Annotated in this window: 5 protein-coding genes; all 5 read left to right on the top strand. The window is 73.0% G+C overall.

What is annotated here, in order from left to right:
• The first annotated feature begins 20 nt into the window (after nucleotides 1-20).
• Nucleotides 21-1,565 (top strand): AMP-binding protein, encoded by a 1,545-nt coding sequence (locus AB0I82_RS06105; protein ID WP_363255864.1) that lies wholly within the window; start codon nucleotides 21-23, stop codon nucleotides 1,563-1,565.
• Nucleotides 1,562-2,800, top strand: coding sequence for a type III PLP-dependent enzyme (locus AB0I82_RS06100; protein ID WP_363255863.1), 1,239 nt, complete (start codon nucleotides 1,562-1,564; stop codon nucleotides 2,798-2,800). Before AB0I82_RS06105 ends, AB0I82_RS06100 begins: the two co-directional genes overlap by 4 nt.
• Entirely contained in the window at nucleotides 2,797-3,255 is a 459-nt protein-coding gene (locus AB0I82_RS06095; RefSeq protein WP_363255862.1) for a cobalamin-dependent protein, read from the top strand. Before AB0I82_RS06100 ends, AB0I82_RS06095 begins: the two co-directional genes overlap by 4 nt.
• Nucleotides 3,252-4,565 (top strand): methylaspartate mutase, encoded by a 1,314-nt coding sequence (locus AB0I82_RS06090; protein WP_363255861.1) that lies wholly within the window; start codon nucleotides 3,252-3,254, stop codon nucleotides 4,563-4,565. The genes AB0I82_RS06095 and AB0I82_RS06090 overlap by 4 nt, the downstream gene beginning before the upstream one ends.
• Nucleotides 4,566-4,646: 81 nt before the next feature.
• Entirely contained in the window at nucleotides 4,647-20,696 is a 16,050-nt protein-coding gene (locus tag AB0I82_RS06085) for a type I polyketide synthase (RefSeq protein WP_363255860.1), read from the top strand.
• The last annotated feature ends 5 nt before the right edge of the window (nucleotides 20,697-20,701 follow it).

Raw genomic sequence — 20,701 nt, 5'->3', positions numbered from 1 at the left:
ATCACGGCAGGAGAACGGCCTTGGGAATCCTTGAGTATCCGATACCCGGAGAACCCGGGAAACCTTCCGGCGGCGAACTCGTCCACGGTTTGCTGGACGAGACGGTGGCCACCGCACCGGATGCCCGGGCCATTCGCGACGAGGCGGGCGAGTGGACGTACCGGCAGCTGGACGCCCACAGCCACGCCTTCGCGGCCTGGCTGGAGAAGCAGGGCATCGGGCGCGGTGACCGCATCGTCGTCCGGCTGCCGACCACCCGAGAGCTGGCGGCCATGTTCTACGGCGCGGCCCGGCGCGGCGCGGTCTTCGTCCCGCTCAACCCCACCATGCGGCCCTACCACCTCAGTGCCGTACTCGGCAGCGCCGAACCCGCTCTCGTCATCGGCAGCACGCCGGACGCGGCGGGCCTGAAGTCCCTCACCACCGCCCCCGTGCACGACATGGCGGAGGTCTGGAACGAGGTCGGTGGGCTCGCGGAGCGCGGCGAGCGCGCCACGTCCGCGGCGGTGCGGCCGGACGACATCGCGACCCTCATCTTCACCTCCGGCAGCACCGCGACACCCAAGGCGGTGATCTGCCCGCACGCCCAGGTCACCTTCGCCAGCCGGATGCTGGTCGAGGCACTCGGCTACCGCTCCGACGACGTGGTCTTCTGCCGCTTCCCGATGTCCTGGGACTACGGCCTCTACAAGGTCCTCATGACCTGCATCAGCGGCTGCGAGATCGTCCTCGCCGACGGCGGGTCCGACCTCCTGATGCTGCGGCGGATGCGGGAGACCGGGGCGACCGTGGTGCCCCTGGTGCCCTCGCTCGCCACCATGCTGGTGACACTGCGCCGGCGCGACCGGCAGCCCGGGCCCCCGGTGCGGATGTTCACCAACACCGGCGCCGCGCTTCCCGAGCCCACCATCGACGCCCTGCGCGAGCACTTCCCGGGCGCGCGGGTGGTCCGTCAGTACGGCCAGACCGAGGCGAAACGGATCACCGTCATGCCTCCCGAGGAGGACCGGGAGCGCCCCGGTGCCGTCGGGCTGCCACTGCCCGGCACGCAGGTGCTGATCCTGGACGACGAAGGACGGCCGGTGCCCCCGGGCACGATCGGCGAGATCGTGGCGGCGGGCCCGCACGTCATGGCCGGCTACTGGCGCAACCCCGAGGTCAGCGCGCGCACCTTCCGCCCCGACGGGACCACCGGCCGCAACCGGCTGCACACCGGCGACTACGGACACCTCGACGAGGACGGCTACCTCTACTTCCAGGGCCGCCGCGACGACATGTTCAAACGCAAGGGTTTCCGGATGTCCACCGTCGAGATCGAGGCGGCGGCCATGGACATCCCCGGCGTACACGCGGCCGCCGTGCTCCCGCCGGGCGACCGCCACGACCTCGCGCTGTTCGTGCAGAGCGACCTGGAGGCACGCGAGGTGCTCAAGGAGCTCGCACAGCGCCTGGAGCCCGCGAAGGTCCCCGCCGTCTGCAAGGTCCTGACCGACTTCCCGCTCACCGCGCACGGCAAGAACGCCCGCGACGCGCTCGCAAAGCTGCTTGAGGAGAATGCCACGTGACGGCGAACGCCCCTCTGCTGGAGAAGCTCGCGGCGGAGTACGGCACGCCGTTGTACGTGTACGACCTGGAGCGCGTGGATGCCGCCCGCCGGGACCTCTTCGACGCGCTGCCCGAAGGCTTCGAGGTGTACTACGCCTTCAAGGCCAACCCGCACGTGGCGCTCGTACGGGCGCTGCGCACCGGCGAAGGCCCCGCGTGCAAGGCCGAGATCAGCTCGACCGGCGAGCTGGCCGCCGCACTGGAAGCGGGCTACCGGGGGACCGACATCCTCTACACCGGCCCCGGCAAGACCCGCGACGAGCTGGCCCGCGCGATCGCCGACGGGGTGCGGCTCTTCTCCGCCGAATCCCTCTCGGACCTCACGCACATCGGAGCGGCGGCCCGGGCGCACGGCGTGACAGCTGAGGCCCTGCTGCGCATCAACAGCTCCACGGCCGGTGCCGGCACCAGCATCCGGATGACCGGGAAGCCCACCCAGTTCGGCATCGACAGCGAGACCGTCGCGGGCATCGCCGCACAGCTGAGGGAGGTGCCGGGGGTGACCGTCGCGGGCCTGCATCTGTTCTCGCAGAGCAACGCGCGCGACGAGGAGTCGCTGATCGCGGAGTTTCTGCACAGCATCGACGTGGCCGCCGCGATGCAGGAGGACCTGGGCGTACCGCTGCGCCTGCTCGACATCGGCGGCGGCTTCTCCGCCCCGTACGCGCAGGCCGGTGCGCGCGCCCAGTACCCCGGACTGCGCGCGGCGCTGGAGGAGAAGCTGGACGCCACCTTCCCGGGCTGGCGGCAGGGCGCGCCCCGGGTCGCGGTGGAGTCCGGTCGCTATCTGGTCGGCGACAGCGGCACGCTGCTCGCCGGAGTCACCAATGTGAAGGTCAGCCGGGGCCGCAAGTTCGTCATCCTCGACGCGGGCATCAACACCTTCGGCGGCATGTCGGGGCTCGGCAGACTGCTGCCGGTCTCCGTCGCCGTGGACACCGACGGCGGCGCGCGAGCCACCGAGAAGGCGAGTCTGGCCGGCCCGCTGTGCACGCCCGGCGACATCCTGGGCCGCGAGGTCGAGGTGCCCGAAGCCGCCGAAGGGGACGTGCTGACCATCCCCAACGCCGGTGCCTACGGGCCCACCGCCAGCCTGTTGATGTTCCTCGGCCGGCCCGCGCCGACCGAGGCAGTGGTCCGCGGCGACGAGATCGTGCATGTCTCCCGGATCGAGCACATACGGACACCGGTATGACGTCGCTGCCCACCCGCCCCCCGGCGAAGGGGACCGTCGTCGTCACCACGGGGGCCTCCGACTCCCACACCTGGAATCTGGTCCTGCTGCAGCTGCTCATCGAAGAACTCGGATACGACGTGGTGAATCTCGGTCCGTGTGTACCGGACGACGTGGTGGTCTCCCGGTGTGCCGAGATCCGCCCCGACCTGATCGTCTTCAGCAGCGTGAACGGCCACGGCTGCCAGGACGGGATGCGCGTCATCAAACTTCTGCGGGAATCCGCGGAAACCGCCCGCACCCCAGCGGTCATCGGCGGAAAGCTCGGCACCACGGGCAGCGAAGGTTCCTCGTACGCACGGGAACTGACGGCCGCCGGATTCGACGCGGTATTCGAGGACGGCGCCGACCCCTATACGGCCTTCCCCGCCCTGTTGAACGGACTTTTCGCCGCGGAACTGCGGGAACTGGCATGACCGGTGCGCACCTGGAACCGGAACAGCAGTACCCGGTCGACTTCGGGGAATTCGTCCGCAAGTCGGGCGGCTACGGCCGGCTCGTCGTACAGCCCCGGATGGGCTTCGGCGACCCGGCGAAGATGCGCCAGGGCCTGCTGGCCACCAAGGCCGCGGACGCGACGACCGTAGGGACCATCACCCTCGACAGCTACACCCGCGTCGGTGAACTGCGGGCCGTGGAGGCGGCGCTGCGGGCCGGCCGCGACCTCAACGGCTACCCGGTGGTCAGCCACCCCACGGCCACCACCGGCAGGGTGCTGTCCGGCGTCCGCGACAGCGGCTTCCCGGTCCAGGTCCGGCACGGCTCGGCGACGCCCGCCGACATCTTCCGGGCGCTGGTGCGGCTGCGGCTGAACGCGACCGAGGGCGGCCCCGTCTCGTACTGCCTGCCCTACGGCCGTACCCCGCTCGCCGAGTCGGTGCGCAACTGGCGAGTGTGCTGCGAGCTGTACACCCGGCTGCGCGAGGTGGGCGTCGAGCCGCACCTGGAGACCTTCGGCGGCTGCATGATGGGGCAGCTGTGCCCGCCGGGACAGCTGGTGGCCATCAGTGTTCTCGAAGCGCTGTTCTTCGCGCAGCACGGCATCCACAGCCTGTCGCTCAGCTATGCGCAGCAGACCGACCGGGAGCAGGACAGGGAAGCGGTGGCCGCGCTGCGCAGACTGAGCGCGGAGCTGCTGCCCACCGACAACTGGCATGTGGTCGTCTACGCGTACATGGGCGTCTTCCCCGAGTCCTACCGAGGTGCGCACCGGCTGCTCGGTGAGGCCGTGGAACTGGCCGTCGCCACCGGCAGCGAGCGGCTGATCGTGAAGACGGTGTCCGAGGCGCGGCGCATTCCCACCATCGCCGAGAACATCCACGCGCTGGAGTACGCCGGACGGACGGCGGGCCGCGCCCGCCAGGAGCCCGACGACGGACACCTACCGGGGGACTCGCCTACATACCTGGAGGCGCGGGCCCTCATCGAAGCCGTGCTCGGGCTCGACGACGATGTGGGCGAGGCCCTGATCGCCGCCTTCCGCCGCGGCTATCTCGACATCCCGTACTGCCTGCATCCGGACAACGCGGGAGCCACCCGCAGCTATATCGACGCCGACGGAAAGCTGCGGTGGGCCGATACCGGGGCATTGCCGCTCGGTGCCGGCGCGGAGGGCGGTGAGGTGGCGCGAAAGCGGAAAGTCACCTCCGCGGGGCTCCTCATGGACCTTTTCCATATGCGGCGCAAGTACGACGAGCCGCCGGAGGGCGTGCGGGAATTGGTGTAGGGGCCGATTAGGGGTGTAAGGCGGCCAGTATTCCGCCTTACTGTCAGGCGCGGTTATTTCTCATAGGTGTGGAGTGTGCGAATGAGCGGGTCCGGAACTTCGGTGTCCGGTGTGATCGGCCGGCTGGAATTGCTCCCGGCCGTCGAGCAACTGCGCGTACTGGTCGACCTGGTATGCACCGAGGCACTCGGCGTGCTGCGCACCATACGGCCGGACGCGGCGGACACCGTGGACGCCGTGGACGCCGAACGCCCCTTCAAGGAGCAGGGCGTCGACTCGCTGGGCCTGGTGGCACTGCACCAGCGCATCAACGCCGCGACCGGCCTGAACCTGCCGCCCACCGTCGGCTTCGACCACCCCACGCCCGCCGCGCTCGCCGCCCGGCTGCGCAGCGAGCTCGTCGGCGAGGAGGCCGACACCGCCCTGGAAGCGGTGCGGCCGGAGACCGTCGACGACAGCGACCCGATCGTCATCGTCGGCATCGGCTGCCGCTTCCCGGGCGGCATCGACTCGCCGGAGGCCCTGTGGCGGCTGCTCGACGAGGGCGGCGACGTACTGGGCGACTTCCCCACCGACCGCGGCTGGGACGTCGAGGGCATGTACGACCCGGACCCGGACGCACCCCGCAAGAGCTATGTGAACAAGGGCGGATTCCTGGCCGACGCCACCGAGTTCGACGCCGACTTCTTCGGCATCAGCCCGCGCGAGGCCCTCGCCATGGACCCGCAGCAGCGGCTGGTCCTGGAGACCGCGTGGGAGGCGCTGGAGCGGACCGGCATCGACCCGACGTCGCTGCGCGGCAGCCGGGCCGGCGTCTTCATCGGCGCGGAGGTGCACGAGTACGGCCTGAGGGTGCACGAAGCGCCGGAGGGCCTGGACGGCTATCTGATGACGGGCAACGCGCCCAGCGTCGCCTCCGGCCGCATCGCGTACATCCTGGGCCTGGAGGGCCCCGCGGTCACCGTCGACACCGCCTGCTCCGGCTCCATCGTCTCCCTGCACCTGGCCGCGCAGGCGCTGCGCCGTGGCGAGTGCTCGCTCGCGCTGGTCGGCGGCGTCGCCGTCATGGGCAGCCCGGGCATGTTCACGGCGTTCAGCCGGCAGCGCGGGCTGGCACCCGACGGCCGGGTCAAGGCCTTCGCGGCCGCCGCGGACGGCACCGGATTCTCCGAGGGCGTCGGCCTGCTTGTCGTCGAGCGGCTCTCCGACGCGCGCGCCCAGGGGCACACCGTGCTCGCCGTGGTCCGCTCCACCGCCGTCAACCAGGACGGCGCGAGCAACGGCCTGACGGCCCCCAGCGGTACCTCGCAGCAGCGGCTCATCCGGCAGGCCCTGGCCACCGCGGGGCTGACCGCGGCCGAGGTCGACGCCGTGGACGCCCATGGCACCGGCACCACGCTCGGCGACCCCATCGAGGCGCAGGCCATCATCGCGACGTACGGTCAGGGCCGCCCCGACGGCGCCCCGCTGTGGCTCGGCTCGGTGAAGTCCAACCTCGGCCACACCCAGGCCGCGGGCGGCGCCGCCAGCGTCATCAAGATGGTCCTGGCCATGAAGCACGGGGTGCTGCCCAAGACCCTGCACGTCGACGAGCCCTCGCCCAACATCCGCTGGTCCGCGGGCGATGTACGGCTGCTGACCGAGGCCAGGCCCTGGCAGCCGGACGGCCGGCCGCGGCGCGCGGGCATCTCGGCGTTCGGCATCAGTGGTACCAACGCACACGTCATCATCGAGGAGCCGCCGGCGCAGGAGACCGCCCCGGAGGGCGAAGCCGCGCAGGACCCGGCGTCCGCGACCGCCCTGATCCCCCTCCCGCTGTCCGCCAGGAGCGCCCACGCGCTGCGCGCCCAGGCGGACCGTATGCTCGCCTTCCTCGACCGCGAGCCGGGCGCCGCGCTCACCGACATCGGCTATTCGCTGGCCACGACGCGCGCCGCGCTCGGACACCGGGCCGTCGTCCTGGCCGAGGACCTTGCGGACTTCGTACGGGCGCTGCGGGCCGTCGCGGACGGCACCGAGGCACCCGGGCTGGTGCAGGGCGCACCGGCCACCGGCCGGCTGGCCTTCCTCTTCACCGGCCAGGGCAGCCAGCGGCTCGCCATGGGCCGCGAGCTGTACGACGCCTACCCCGTCTTCGCCGACGCGCTGGCGGACGCCATCGCCCATCTCGATCTGCAGCTCGAACTCTCCCTGTGGGACGTGCTGTTCGCCGAGCCGGGCAGCGAAGAGGCGGCGCTGCTCGATCAGACGATGTACACGCAGTGCGGGCTCTTCGCCGTGGAGACCGCACTCTTTCGCCTCGTGGAGTCCTGGGGGATACGCCCCGACTACCTCGCCGGACACTCCATCGGCGAACTGGCCGCCGCACACGTCGCGGGCGTGCTGTCGCTGGAGGACGCCGCCACCCTGGTCGCGGCGCGTGGCCGGCTGATGCAGGCGCTGCCCCGCGGCGGCGCCATGATCGCGGTACAGGCCACCGAGGACGAGGTGCTCCCGCTGCTCGCCGGGCACGAGGACCGGCTGAGCATCGCCGCCGTCAACGGGCCCCGGTCCGTGGTCATCTCCGGTGACGAGGAACTCGCCCGGCAACTCGCCGTACGGCTCGCCGAGCGCGGGCACAAGACCAAGCAGTTGCGCGTCAGCCACGCCTTCCACTCGCCGCTCATGGAGCCGATGCTGGCGGAGTTCCGGCAGATCGCCGAGATCCTCAGCTACCACGCGCCGCGCATCCCCGTCGTCTCCAACGTCACGGGGGCGCCCGCCACCGCCGAGCAGCTGTGCTCGCCCGAGTACTGGGTGGAGCACGTCCGCGCCGCCGTACGCTTCGCCGACGGCATCGACTTCCTGCGTTCCGCCGGCATCACCACCTTCCTCGAACTGGGCCCGGACGCCGTCCTGTCCGCCATGGGGGAGCAGTGCGTCCCCGACGAGGCCGGTGACCTCGCCTTCGTACCGTCGCTCCGCCGCGACCGCGGTGAACAGCGCGAACTGCTCTCCGCCGCCGGTCGGCTCGCCACCCGCGGGCACCACGTCGACTGGGCCGCGCACTACGCCGATTCCGCGGCACGCCGGATCGAGCTGCCCACCTACGCGTTCCAGCGCCGCCGCTTCTGGCTGGGCGCCCCGCAGACCGCGGGCGACGCGGGCGAGCTCGGCCAGCTGGCCGCCGAACACCCGCTGCTCGGCGCGGTGGTGAACCTCGCGCACGACGACGGCGTCGTGCTCACCGGCCGGGTGTCGCTGCGCTCCCACCCCTGGCTCGCCGACCACGTCGTCGCCGGTGTGTCCCTGCTGCCGGGCACCGCCCTGGTGGAACTCGCGGTACGCGCCGGTGACCAGGTCGGCTGCGCCCGGGTGGCGGAACTGACCCTCGAAGCGCCCCTGGTGCTGCCGCAGACCGGCGGGATCGCCCTGCAGGTCGCGGTCGCCGCCGCGGACGCGGCCGGACACCGCCCCGTGGAGTTCTACTCGCGCCCGGAGGACGCGCCGGCCGACGCGCCGTGGACCCGCAACGCCTCCGGTGTCCTCGCACCGCAGCAGGCCGAGCCCGCCATCGACCTGGCGCAGTGGCCGCCGCCCGGCGCCCGGCCGCTCGACATCGCCACCCTCTACGACGACATGCGCGAGCAGGGCTACGGCTACGGTCCGGCCTTCCACGGGCTGCGTGCGGTGTGGCGGCGCGGTGACGAGGTGTTCGCCGAGGTCGCGCTCCCCGAGGAACTCGCCGCGGACGCGGGCGGGTTCAGCCTGCACCCCGCCCTGCTGGATGCCGCGCTGCACGCCACGGACTTCGCGTCCGCCGCGCCGGCACCCGAGGTGACGCGGCTGCCGTTCGCCTGGACCGATGTCACCCTGCACGCCACCGGTGCCGCAGCCGTCCGCGTGCGCATCGTGGCGACCGGCCCCGACGCGGTGTCGCTGGAACTCGCCGACACCATGGGCGCACCGGTCGCCCGTATAGGCTCCTTCGTCCTGCGCCCCGTCGACACCGCACAGCTGAAGGCGGCACAGCACCCAGGCGATGCCCTGTTGCGGGTCGCATGGGTGCCGGGCCCGGAGCTGACAGCAGGCACGGCCGCCGGACTGCCGTCCGTGGACGACGTCCTGGGCAGCAGCGGCGCCGCGCCGGAGCAGGCCGTACTGCGGGCCGACTCGGCCGCCGTCGCGTACGCCGGTGAGCCCCTCGCGGGCGTGCACGGCGTCGCGGCCGCCGTACTGGGATCGGTGCAGGCATGGCTGGCGGACGACCGCACGGCCGACTCGACGCTCATCGTGACGACGCGCAACGCGGTGGCGACCGGACCGGACGAGCCGGTCGCCATGGTGCAGGCGCCGGTGTGGGGCCTGGTGCGGGCCGCGCAGGCCGAGCACCCGGGCCGGATCGTCCTGGTGGACGTGGACGTGGACCTGGACGGGAGCGCGGACACGGAGCGGCTGCTCGCCGCCGCGGCGACCGTCGGTGAACCCGAAGTGGCGCTGCGCGCGAGCCAGGTACTGGTGCCGAGACTGAGCCGGATGGCGCCCGCCACCGCCGACACCTCCCCATGGAGCGGCGACGGCACGGTACTGATCACCGGTGGTACGGGCGGCCTGGGCGCCCTCGTGGCCCGGCACCTGGTGACCGAGCACGGCGTACGGCATCTGCTGCTGACGAGCCGCCGTGGTATCGATGCACCCGGCGCCGCCGCACTCCGCTCCGAACTGACCGGGCTGGGCGCCGAGGTCACCATCGCGGCCTGTGACGTCGCCGACCGCGATGCACTCGCCGGACTGCTGGCAGACGTCCCCGCCGCGCACCCGCTGACGGGTGTCGTGCATGCGGCGGGCATCGTCGACGACGGCCTGCTCGCCTCGCTGACACCGGAGCGGCTGGGTGCCGTGCTGCGCCCGAAGGCGGACGCGGCCTGGCATCTGCACGAGCTGACCGGCGATCTCGACCTGACCGCGTTCGTCCTCTTCTCGTCCACGGCCGGCTTCCTCGACGGTGCCGGACAGGCCAACTACGCCGCCGCCAATGTCTTCCTGGACGCCCTGGCCCACCACCGCCGCGCCCGCGGCCTGCCCGCCACCTCACTGGCCTGGGGCCTGTGGGCCGGCGAGAGCGGCATGGGCGCCGCACTGGACGCGGCGGCGCTGCAGCGCATCGCCCGGCTCGGCCTGGCACCCCTGACGCCGGACGAGAACCTCGCACTGCTGGACAGCGCGCTCCGCACGACGGAGCCCACCGTCGTGCCGGTGCGCGTCGACCCCCGGGCCCTCCAAGAGCGTTCCGACGGCGTACCGCCACTGCTGAGCGGACTGGTCCGGGTCCCGGCGCGCCGATCGGCCGCGGCGGCCGCGACACCGGGCGCGGAAGGCGCCGTCCCGGGCGGGCCCCTGGCCCAGCGGCTCGCCGAGCTCTCCGAGGCGGACCGGGCCGAGGCGCTCCTCGACCTCGTACGGTCCGAGGTCGCGGCCGTACTCGGCCACGAGGACGGTGCTGCCATCGACCCCGCGCGGCCGTTCAGCGAGATCGGCTTCGACTCGCTGGCCGCCGTCGAGGTGCGCAACCGCCTCAACTCCGCGACCGGTCAGCGGCTGACCGCGACGCTCGTCTTCGACTACCCGACGCCCCGCGCCCTCGCCGAGCACCTGGGCAGCAAGCTCAGCGCCGGTCCGGCCGTCGCCGCCGCGGCGCGGCCCGCCGCCGTCGCCCCCGCACCGGCCGACGAGCCCATCGCCATCGTCGGCATGAGCTGCCGCTATCCGGGCGGCGTCAGCTCCCCGGAGGAGCTGTGGGACCTGGTCGCGGCGGGCCGCGACGCGGTCTCCGGCTTCCCCGAGGACCGCGGCTGGAACATCGAGGACCTGTACGACCCGGAGCCCGGAACGCCCGGTAAGAGCGCCACCCGTGAGGGCGGTTTCCTCTACGACGCCGCCGACTTCGACCCGGAGTTCTTCGGCATCAGCCCGCGCGAGGCACAGGCGATGGACCCGCAGCAGCGGCTGCTGCTGGAGACCTCCTGGGAGGCCTTCGAGCGGGCCGGTATCGACCCGGAGTCGGCACGCGGTTCCCGTACCGGTGTCTTCGCCGGCGTGATGTACCACGACTGGGGCACCCGGCTCGGCACGGTCCCGGAGGACGTCGCAAGTCATCTCGGCAACGGCAGCCTCGCCAGTGTCGTCTCGGGACGCGTCTCCTACACCCTGGGCCTGGAAGGCCCCGCCGTGACGGTGGACACCGCCTGCTCGTCCTCGCTGGTCGCCCTGCACTGGGCGGTCCAGGCACTGCGCCAGGGGGAGTGCACCCTCGCCCTCGCGGGCGGCGTCACCGTGATGTCCACCCCCGACACCTTCATCGACATGAACCGGCAGCGCGGCCTCTCCGCCGACGGCCGTTGCAAGTCCTTCGCCGCCGCCGCCGACGGCACGGGCTGGGGCGAGGGCGCCGGCATGCTGCTGCTGGAGCGTCTCTCGGACGCCGAGGCCAACGGTCACCGGGTCCTGGCGGTGGTACGCGGCTCCGCCGTCAACCAGGACGGCGCGAGCAACGGGCTGACCGCGCCCAACGGGCCCTCGCAGCAGCGCGTCATCCAGCAGGCGCTCACCGCTTCCGGCCTCACCGCGGCGGACATCGACGCCGTCGAGGCCCACGGCACCGGCACCACCCTGGGCGACCCGATCGAGGCGCAGGCACTGATCGCGACGTACGGACAGCAGCGCGCGCAGGACGGCACCCCGCTGTTCCTCGGTTCCGTCAAATCCAATCTCGGCCACACCCAGGCCGCCGCCGGTGTCGCCGGGATCATCAAGATGGTCATGGCCATGCGGCACGGTGTGCTGCCGGAGACGCTGCACGTCGACGAGCCGACACCGCAGGTGGACTGGACGGAGGGCGCCGTCGAACTGCTCACCGAGCAGCGGGCCTGGCCCGACCGGGACCGCCCGCGCCGCGCGGGTGTCTCCTCGTTCGGCATCAGCGGTACCAACGCCCACGTCATCCTCGAACAGGCCACCGGCCCTGTCCCGGGTGCCGACACCGGTCGGGAAGCGCCGGGCCGGGCCCCCGCGGTGGTGGCCTGGCCGGTATCGGCCAAGACCCCGCAGGCCCTGCGCGCGCAGGCCGGGCGGCTGCGCGGCTTCCTCGACACCCTCCTCGACGACGAACTCGCCGCGGCGGGCCAGGCGCTCGCCACAACGCGCGCGGCCCACGAGTACCGCGCCGTCCCGGTGGGCGCGGACCGGACCGAGCTGGCCGGCGCGCTGGAGGCACTGGCCGAAGGCAACGGTGAAACCGGTATCGACGCGGTGACCTCCGGCAAGCTGGCCTTCCTGTTCACGGGGCAGGGCGCGCAACGTCCGGGCATGGGCCGGGAGTTGTACGAGGCGTTCCCGGTCTTCGCCGAGGCATTCGACGCGGTGCTGGCGGAGCTGGAGCAGCTGGTTCCGGGGCTGCGGGAGGCGATGTGGGGCGAGGACGCCGAGCTGCTGAATCGCACCCGCTTCGCGCAGCCCGCATTGTTCGCGGTCGAAGTGGCCCTGTTCCGATTGGTGGAGTCCTGGGATGTGCGTCCTGATGTCGTGGCGGGGCATTCGGTCGGTGAGATTGCCGCGGCCCATGTCGCCGGAGTGCTGTCGCCGGCGGATGCGGCGAAGCTGGTGGCCGCGCGCGGGAGGCTGATGGACGCGCTGCCCGCGGGCGGTGCGATGGCGGCGGTGCAGGCTTCGGAGGCGGAGGTGATGCCGCACCTCGCCGACGGGGTGAGCATCGCGGCGGTGAACGGTCCGGCGGCTGTGGTGGTCTCCGGCGTGGAGTCCCAAGTCCTGGCTCTCGCATCGCACTTCGAGGGTGAGGGCCGCAAGGTGACGCGCCTTCAGGTGTCGCATGCGTTCCACTCGCCGCTGATGGAGCCGATGCTCGCCGAGTTCGAGCAGGTGGCCGCCTCACTCTCGTACAACACACCGCGGATTCCCTTCGTCTCCACGCTCACCGGCACGCCGGTCACGGACGAGCTGACCACTCCCGGCTACTGGACCCGCCATGTGCGCGAGGCCGTCCGCTTCGCCGACGCCGTGCGCGTGCTGGAGGCCGCGGGAGTGACGACCTTCCTGGAGGTCGGCCCGGCCGCCGCCCTGTCGGCCACCGGACCGTCCTGCCTGTCGGACGACGGTGCCGCCGTCTTCGTGCCGCTGCTGCGCCGAGACCGCGACGAGCGGCGGGAGCTGGTCTCCGGTGTGGGGCGGGTGTACGCCCGGGGCCGCGCGGTGGCGTGGCCCGCGTTCTTCGGCGGCCGGAGTGCCGCGCACCTGGACCTCCCGACGTACGCGTTCCAGCGCCGCCGCTTCTGGCTCGACGCGGCGGGGACCGGGCCGGTCGACGTCGGCTCCGCGGGCCTGCAGCCGATCGACCACCCGATCCTGAGCGCCGTCGTCACCTCACCGGAGTCGGACGCCATCGTGCTCACCGGCCGGCTGGCGGCCGGTGCGCCGGACTGGCTGGCGGACCACGAGGTCCTGGGCCGGGTCCTGCTGCCGGGCACCGGATTCGTCGAGCTGGCGGTGCGGGCCGGTGACGAGGCCGGCTGCGGCCGGCTGGTGGAGCTGACGCTGGAGGCGCCGCTGCTGCTGCCCGCTCGCGGCGGCGTCCAGCTGCAGGTGACCGTGGGCTCCGCTGATGCGGCCGGCACCCGGTCGCTGACCGTGCACTCGCGGCCCGAGCGGGAAGCGGGGGAGTGGACCCGGCACGCTTCCGGCGTACTCGCACCGGACGCTTCGGCGCCCGACTTCGATCTGGCGCAGTGGCCGCCGGCGGGCGCCGAGCCGGTACCGGTGGAGAACGTGTACGAGCGGCTGGTCGACCGGGGCTACGGCTACGGCCCGGCGTTCCGGGGGCTGACGGCGGCCTGGCGGCTCGGTGACGAGGTGGTCGCCGAAGTGGCGCTGCCCGAGGCGGCCCGCGGCGAGGCGGCCCGCTACGGCATTCACCCCGCCCTGCTCGACGCGGCGATGCACGCCGATCTCCTCGACGCCAGGGGCGAGGTCGGTGGTGACACGCTGCTGCCGTTCTCCTGGAACGGTGTGACGCTGCACGGCGCGGGTGCCGACACCGTACGCGTCCGACTGCGGCGGCTGCGCGGCGACGAGCTGTCGGCCCTGTGGATCGCCGACGCCGCCGGGCAGCCCATCGCCACCGTCGAGTCGCTGGTCTCGCGCCCCGTGTCGGACGCCCAGCTGACCGACGCCGAGCAGACCGGCCGCCAGGACGCCCTCTTCCACGTCGCCTGGAGTGAGCTGCCGCCGCCGCAGTCGGTACGCGGCACCGTGGGCCGGCTGCCCGGACTCGCTGAACTCCCGGCTGACATACGGGAGTTCACGGACCTGGCCGCGGTGGCCGACGCCGAGATCGTCCCGGACCTCGTCCTCTGCCCGGTCGCCACCCCGGCCGCCACGGATGGCGCCGAACTGCCGGACGCCGTGCACACCACCGCGGCGGAGGTGCTGGAGGTCGTACGGGCCTGGCTCGCCGACGAGCGGTTCGCCGCGTCCCGGCTGGCGATCGTCACCCAGTACGCCGTGGCCGCCCGCCCGCAGGACCGCATCGATCTGGCCCAGGCGCCGGTATGGGGCCTGGTGCGCGCCGCGGAGGCGGAGAACCCCGGCAGGTTCGTACTGGTCGACACCGACGGCAGCACGGAATCCCTCGCCGTGCTGGCCGCGGCCGCCACCTCCGGGGAGCCCGAACTCGCCGTACACAACAGCAAGTTCGCGGTACCACGGCTGGCCCCCGCCGCGGCGTCCGAGGTCGCGGAGCCGGTCACCGGCACGACGTGGGACACCACCGGCACCGTCCTCATCACCGGCGGCACCAGCGGCCTGGGCGCCAGGCTCGCCCGCCATCTGGTGACCGAGCACGGTGTACGCCATCTGCTGCTGACCAGCCGGCGCGGCATCGACGCCCCCGGCGCCCCCGAACTCCGCGCCGAGCTTCAGGAGTTGGGCGCCGAGGTCACCGTCGCGGCGTGCGACGTCACCGACCGGGCCGCGCTCGCCGCACTGCTGGACGGCGTCCCCGAAGCGCACCCGCTGACGGGCGTCGTCCACGCGGCGGCCGTCGTCGACAGCGGGCTGGTGGGCACGCTGACGCCCGAGCAGTTCGCGAAGGTACTGCGCCCGAAGGCGGATGCCGCCTGGCAGCTGCACGAACTCACCCGCGATCTTGAGCTGTCCGCATTCGTGCTGCTCTCGTCGGCGGGCGGGCTCGTCCTCGGCGCGGGCCAGGCCAACTACGCGGCCGCCAATGTCTTCCTGGACGCCCTGGCCCATCACCGGCGGGCCCAGGGCCTGCCCGCCACCGCCCTCGCGTTCGGTATGTGGGCCGTCGACACGGGCCTGGGCGGTCCGCTCACCGACGCCGACCTGGACCGGATGCGCCGGCTCGGCATGCCCGCGCTGGACGCCGCCGAAGGACTTGCGCTCTTCGACGCGGCCCTGTGCACCGGCGCCGCGCACACCGTGCCGGTCCGTATCGACCGCACCGCCCTGCGCTCCCGTGGCGACGCACTGCCCGCACTGCTGCGCGGCCTGGTCCGCGGACCGGCGCGTCGTACCGTACGTGCGGCCGGCGAGGACGCCGGCGGATCGGACCTCCGGAAGCGGCTCGCCGCACTGACCGACGCGGAGCGGAACCACGCCCTGCTGGAACTGGTCCGCTCCCACGTCGCCACGGTGCTCGGCCATGACAGCACCGAAGCGGTCGGCCCGGACCGGGCGTTCAAGGAGCTGGGCTTCGACTCGCTGGCCGCCGTCGAGCTGCGCAACGCCCTCGGCGCCGCCGCCGGTACCCGGCTGCCCGCCACGCTCGTCTTCGACCACCCCAACGCCCGGTCCGTCGCCGAGTACCTCAAGACCCGGCTGGACCTGGCAGCCCCAGAAACCACTGCCACCACCGCCCCCGCCAGGGCCGAAGGGACCGCGGCCGACGAGCCCATCGCCATCGTGGCCATCGGCTGCCGCTTCCCCGGCGGCGTACGGTCGTCCGAGGACCTGTGGCGGCTGGTCGACGAGGGCCGGGACGCGGTCGGCGGCTTCCCCGGCGACCGCGGCTGGGACACCGCATCCCTCTACGACCCCGAGCCGGGAACCCCGGGCAAGACGTACACGGTCCAGGGCGGCTTCCTGCACGACGCCGCCGAGTTCGACCCCGAGTTCTTCGGGATCATGCCGCGCGAGGCCCTCGCCATGGACCCGCAGCAGCGGCTGCTCCTGGAGGTCTCCTGGGAGACGATCGAGCGGGCCGGCATCGACCCGACCTCGCTGCGCGCCACCCGGACCGGTGTGTACGCGGGCGTGATGTACCACGACTACGGCACCCGTCCCGGTGCGGCGCCCGACGACCTGTCGGCCTACCTCGGAAACGGCAGCGCGGGCAGCATCGCCTCCGGCCGGGTCGCCTACAGCCTCGGCCTGGAGGGCCCCGCGGTCACCATCGACACCGCCTGCTCGTCGTCCCTGGTCGCGCTGCACATGGCATGCCAGGCACTGCGGCAGGGCGAGGTCTCCATGGCCCTCGCCGGCGGTGTCACCGTGATGCCCACCCCGGACATCTTCGTCGACTTCAGTCAGCAGCGGGGCCTGGCGCCGGACGGCCGCTGCAAGGCCTTCTCGGGCGCCGCCGACGGCACGGGCTGGTCGGAGGGCATCGGGCTGCTCCTGGTCGAGCGGCTGTCGGACGCCCGCCGCAACGGCCACCCGGTGCTCGCCGTGATCCGCGGCTCGGCGATCAACCAGGACGGCGCGAGCAACGGGCTCACCGCCCCCAACGGTCCCTCGCAGCAGCGGGTGATCCAGCAGGCGCTGGCCGCCGCCGGACTCACCACTGCCGAGGTCGACCTCGTCGAGGGCCATGGCACCGGCACCCGGCTCGGCGACCCGATCGAGGCCCAGGCGCTGCTGGCGACGTACGGGCAGCAGCGCCCCGACGACCGGCCGCTGTGGCTCGGCTCGATCAAGTCCAACATCGGGCACGCCCAGGCCGCGGCCGGTGTCAGCGGCGTCATCAAGACGGTCGAAGCACTGCGGCACGGCGTGCTGCCCAAGACGCTGCACGTCGACGAGCCGACGCCGAACGTCGACTGGGAGTCCGGCGCGGTACGCCTGCTGACCGAGGCCCGCGACTGGCCGGGGACCGACCGGCCCCGCCGGGCCGCCGTCTCCTCCTTCGGGCTCAGCGGCACCAACGCGCACATCGTGCTGGAACAGGCGCCGGAGGCTCCGCACGAGTCCGAGGAGCGGGCACCGGAGCAGGGACCTGCCACGGTCCCGCTCGTCCTCTCCGCCCAGCAGGCTCGCGGCTTGCCCGCACAGGCCGCCCAGCTGCGTGATCTCCTCACGGACCGGCCGGACCTGCGCCTGCCCGACCTCGGGCTCTCCCTGGCCACCACGCGCGCCGTGCTCGACCACCGCGCCGTGATCCTGGCCGACGACCACGCCACGGCACTGCACGTCCTGACGGCCCTGGCCGCCGGTGAGCAGAGCCACGACATCATCACCGGCACCGACCACTCGAACGGCCTGAGCGCGTTCCTGTTCACGGGGCAGGGGGCGCAACGGCTCGGGATGGGGCGGGAATTGTATGCGGCGTTCCCCGTCTTCGCCGAGTCTTTCGATGCGGTACTGGATGAGCTGGAGCCGGGGCTGCGGGAGGTGATGTGGGGCGAGGACGCGGAACTGTTGAACCGCACCCGCAACACCCAGCCGGCGCTGTTCGCTTTCGAGGTGGCGCTGTTCCGGCTGATGGAGTCGTGGGGGATACGTCCGGACTTCGTGGCCGGGCACTCCATCGGTGAGGTGGCGGCGGCGCACGTCGCCGGGGTGTTGTCGCTGTCCGATGCGGCGAGGTTGGTGTCGGCGCGCGGGCGACTGATGGATGCGCTGCCGGCGGGTGGCGCGATGGTGGCCGTGGAAGTGACCGAGGAAGAGGTGCTGGCGCACCTGTCTTCCGATGCGGTGGGCATCGCCGCGGTCAACGGGCCGGAGGCCGTTGTGATCTCGGGCGATGAGGCCGCGGTCCTGGCGGTCAAGGCGCACTTCGACGCCGCGGGACGCCGGACGGCCCGGCTGCGGGTCTCGCATGCGTTCCACTCGCCGTTGATGGAGCCGATACTCGATGAGTTCCGCGCCGTGGCGGAGGGGCTCACGTATCACGAGCCGTCCATACCGGTGGTCTCGAATGTGAGCGGTGGTCTCGCCACAGAGCTGCGCTCTCCCGAGTACTGGGTGCGCCATGTCCGCGAGGCGGTGCGTTTCGCCGACGGCATCCGCCACCTGCACACTCAGGGCGTCACCCGCTTCCTGGAGCTGGGCCCCGACGGTGTGCTGACCGCGATGGCGGAGGCCTGCCTCGGCGAGGCGGCGCCCGGTGCGCTGCTGGCCGCCACGCAGCGCAAGGGCCGTACGGAGACCCTGGCCCTGCTCACCGCGCTCTCCCGGCTCCACATCGCGGGCACCCGTATCGACTGGGCCGCGTACTACGCCGGGACCGGCGCCCGCCGGATCGAACTTCCCACGTACGCCTTCGAGAAGCGGCACTTCTGGCTGGACACCCCGCCCGCCCCCGCGTCCGGCGCGACCGGGCACGGACAGCTCGACACCGGCCACCCGCTGCTCAGCGCGACCGTGGAACTCCCGGACGGCGCGGGCGCGGTACTCACCGGCCGGCTGTCCACGGCGGACCGGCCGTGGCTCGCCGACCACGCGGTACTGGGCCGGGTCCTGCTGCCCGGCACCGGGCTCGTGGAGCTGGCACTGCGCGCCGGCGGTGAAGTCGGCTGCGGCCGACTGGAGGAACTCACGCTGGAGACCCCGCTGGAGCTGCCGGCACACGGGGCCGTGGCGGTGCAGGTCGTGGTCGGCGCGGCGGACGGTTCCGGCGCGCGACCGGTGACCGTGCACGGCCGACCGGAAGGCAGCATGGGGGAGTGGACAAGGCACGCCTCGGGTGTCCTCGCCGCCGAGGCTCCTTCCGCAGCCTTCGATCTGACGCAGTGGCCGCCGGAGGGAGCGGACGAGATCGCGGTGGACGGCGCGTACGAGCTGCTGACCGGCCGGGGGTACGGCTACGGCCCGGTCTTCCAGGGCCTGAAGGCGGCCTGGCGCCGGGGCGACGAGCTGTTCGCCGAGGTGGCGCTGCCCGAAGAGGCGCGCGGAGAGGCCGCCCGCTACGGCATCCATCCCGCTCTCCTCGATGCGGCGAGCCATGTCGACCTGCTCGATGACCAGGACAGTACGGTGCTGCCCTTCGTGTGGACCGGTGTGACCCTGCACGCGCCGGGCGCCGCCGAACTCCGCGTCCAGCTGACTCGGCTCCCCGGTACGGAGACGACGGAACTACGGCTGGCCGACCCGCTGGGGCGGCCCGTCGCCACCATCGAATCCCTGGTCTCCCGCGTAGCCGCTACCGGTGGTGCCACCGACGGGCTGCTGCGCCTCGGCTGGGTGCCGGGGCCGGACCTCGCCGGGGTGAAGGCGCCGGAACACACGGTGTTGCGGGTCGAGTCGCCGGCCGGCGAGACGACCGCCGGGGTCCGGGACGTGTTGGGATCGGTGCTGGCCGCGGTGCAGTCCTGGCTGGCCGACGACCGTACGGCCGACGCGACGCTGGTCGTGGTGACCTCCGGCGCGGTAGCGACCGGAAGCGGCGAGCCGGTCGATGTGGTGCAGGCTCCCGTCTGGGGCCTTGTACGAGCGGCACAGGCCGAGCACCCGGGCCGGATCGTGCTGGTGGACGTGGACGGCAGCGAGGCGTCGGCGACGCTCCTGGGGGCAGCGGCCGGCGTCGGCGAGGCGGAGGTGGCCCTGCGCGAGGGCCGGGCTCTCGTCCCGCGACTCCTGCGGGCGGACACCTCCGGCACGCCTGACGACGCGCAGCCGTGGGGCGGTGCCGGTACGGTCCTGATCACCGGCGGTACGGGCGGCCTGGGCGCGCACGTGGCGCGGCACCTGGTCGTCGAGCACGGCGTACGGCAGCTGCTGCTGGTCGGCCGCCGCGGTGCCGAGGCGCCGGGAGCAGCCGAACTCCGGGCGGAACTGGCCGACTTGGGTGCGGAAGTGACCCTCGCGGCCTGTGACGTGGCCGACCGTGCGGCGCTCGGCGCCCTCCTGGCGGGCATCCCCGAGCGGCATCCGCTGACCGGTGTGGTGCACGCCGCGGGGGTCGTCGACGACGGCCTGTTCGGCGACCTCTCCCCGAAGCGCATCGACACGGTCCTCGCGCCCAAGGCGGATGCCGCCTGGCACCTGCACGAGCTGACCCGTGACCTCGACCTGAGCGCCTTTGTGCTCTTCTCCTCCACCACGGGCTTCCTCGACAACGCCGGCCAGGCCAACTACGCGGCCGCCAATGTCTTCCTCGACGCCCTGGCCCAGCACCGCCGTACTGAGGGGCTGCCCGCCACCTCGCTCGCCTGGCATCTGTGGGCCGGTGACGGAATGGGGGAGCGGCTGGACGCCGCCGTGTTCGAGCGGCAGGAGAAGCTCGGCACCCCGGCCCTCGCGCCGGAGGACGGCCTGGCCCTCCTCGATGCCGCGCTCACGGTCGATGCCGCGGCCCTGGTGCCGCTCCGGCTCGACCTCGCGAGGGTCGCGGCGGCCGGTGAAGTACCGTCAGTACTGCGCGAGTTGGTGACTCCTGCCACGGGTGGTCGCCGTCGGTCCGGGCCGGTGGACCGGCCCGAGCCCGCCCCGGCCGCGGAAGCCACGCTGGAGGACCGGCTGGCCGGCCTCGCGGAGGAAGAGCAGCTCCGGATGCTGCTGGACCTCGTCCGCACACATGTGGCGACCGTGCGGCACGACGATCCGGCCGCGATCGACACCGACCGGGGTTTCACCGAAATGGGCCTCGACTCGCTGGCCGCGATCGAGCTGCGCAATCTGCTGGGCGAGGCCACCGGGCTGCGGCTGCCCGCCACGATGATGTTCGACTACCCGAGCCCCGGCGTGCTCGCCCGCTACCTGCTGGACGAGCTCGTCCCCGAGAGCGAGCGCGCTGCGGCCGCGCAGCCCGGGAACGCCGCGGCCGACGAGACCGGCAAGTTCAAGGACATGGCCATCGACGAGCTGGTGCGGACGGCCCTGGCCGCCGGCACCACGGACTGATCCGG

It is taken from the genome of Streptomyces sp. NPDC050315 (assembly GCF_040655775.1).
Classification (GTDB): Bacteria; Actinomycetota; Actinomycetes; order Streptomycetales; family Streptomycetaceae; genus Streptomyces.
Note: the sequence above shows the minus strand (reverse complement) of the source record. Positions and strands in the feature narration are given on the sequence as shown.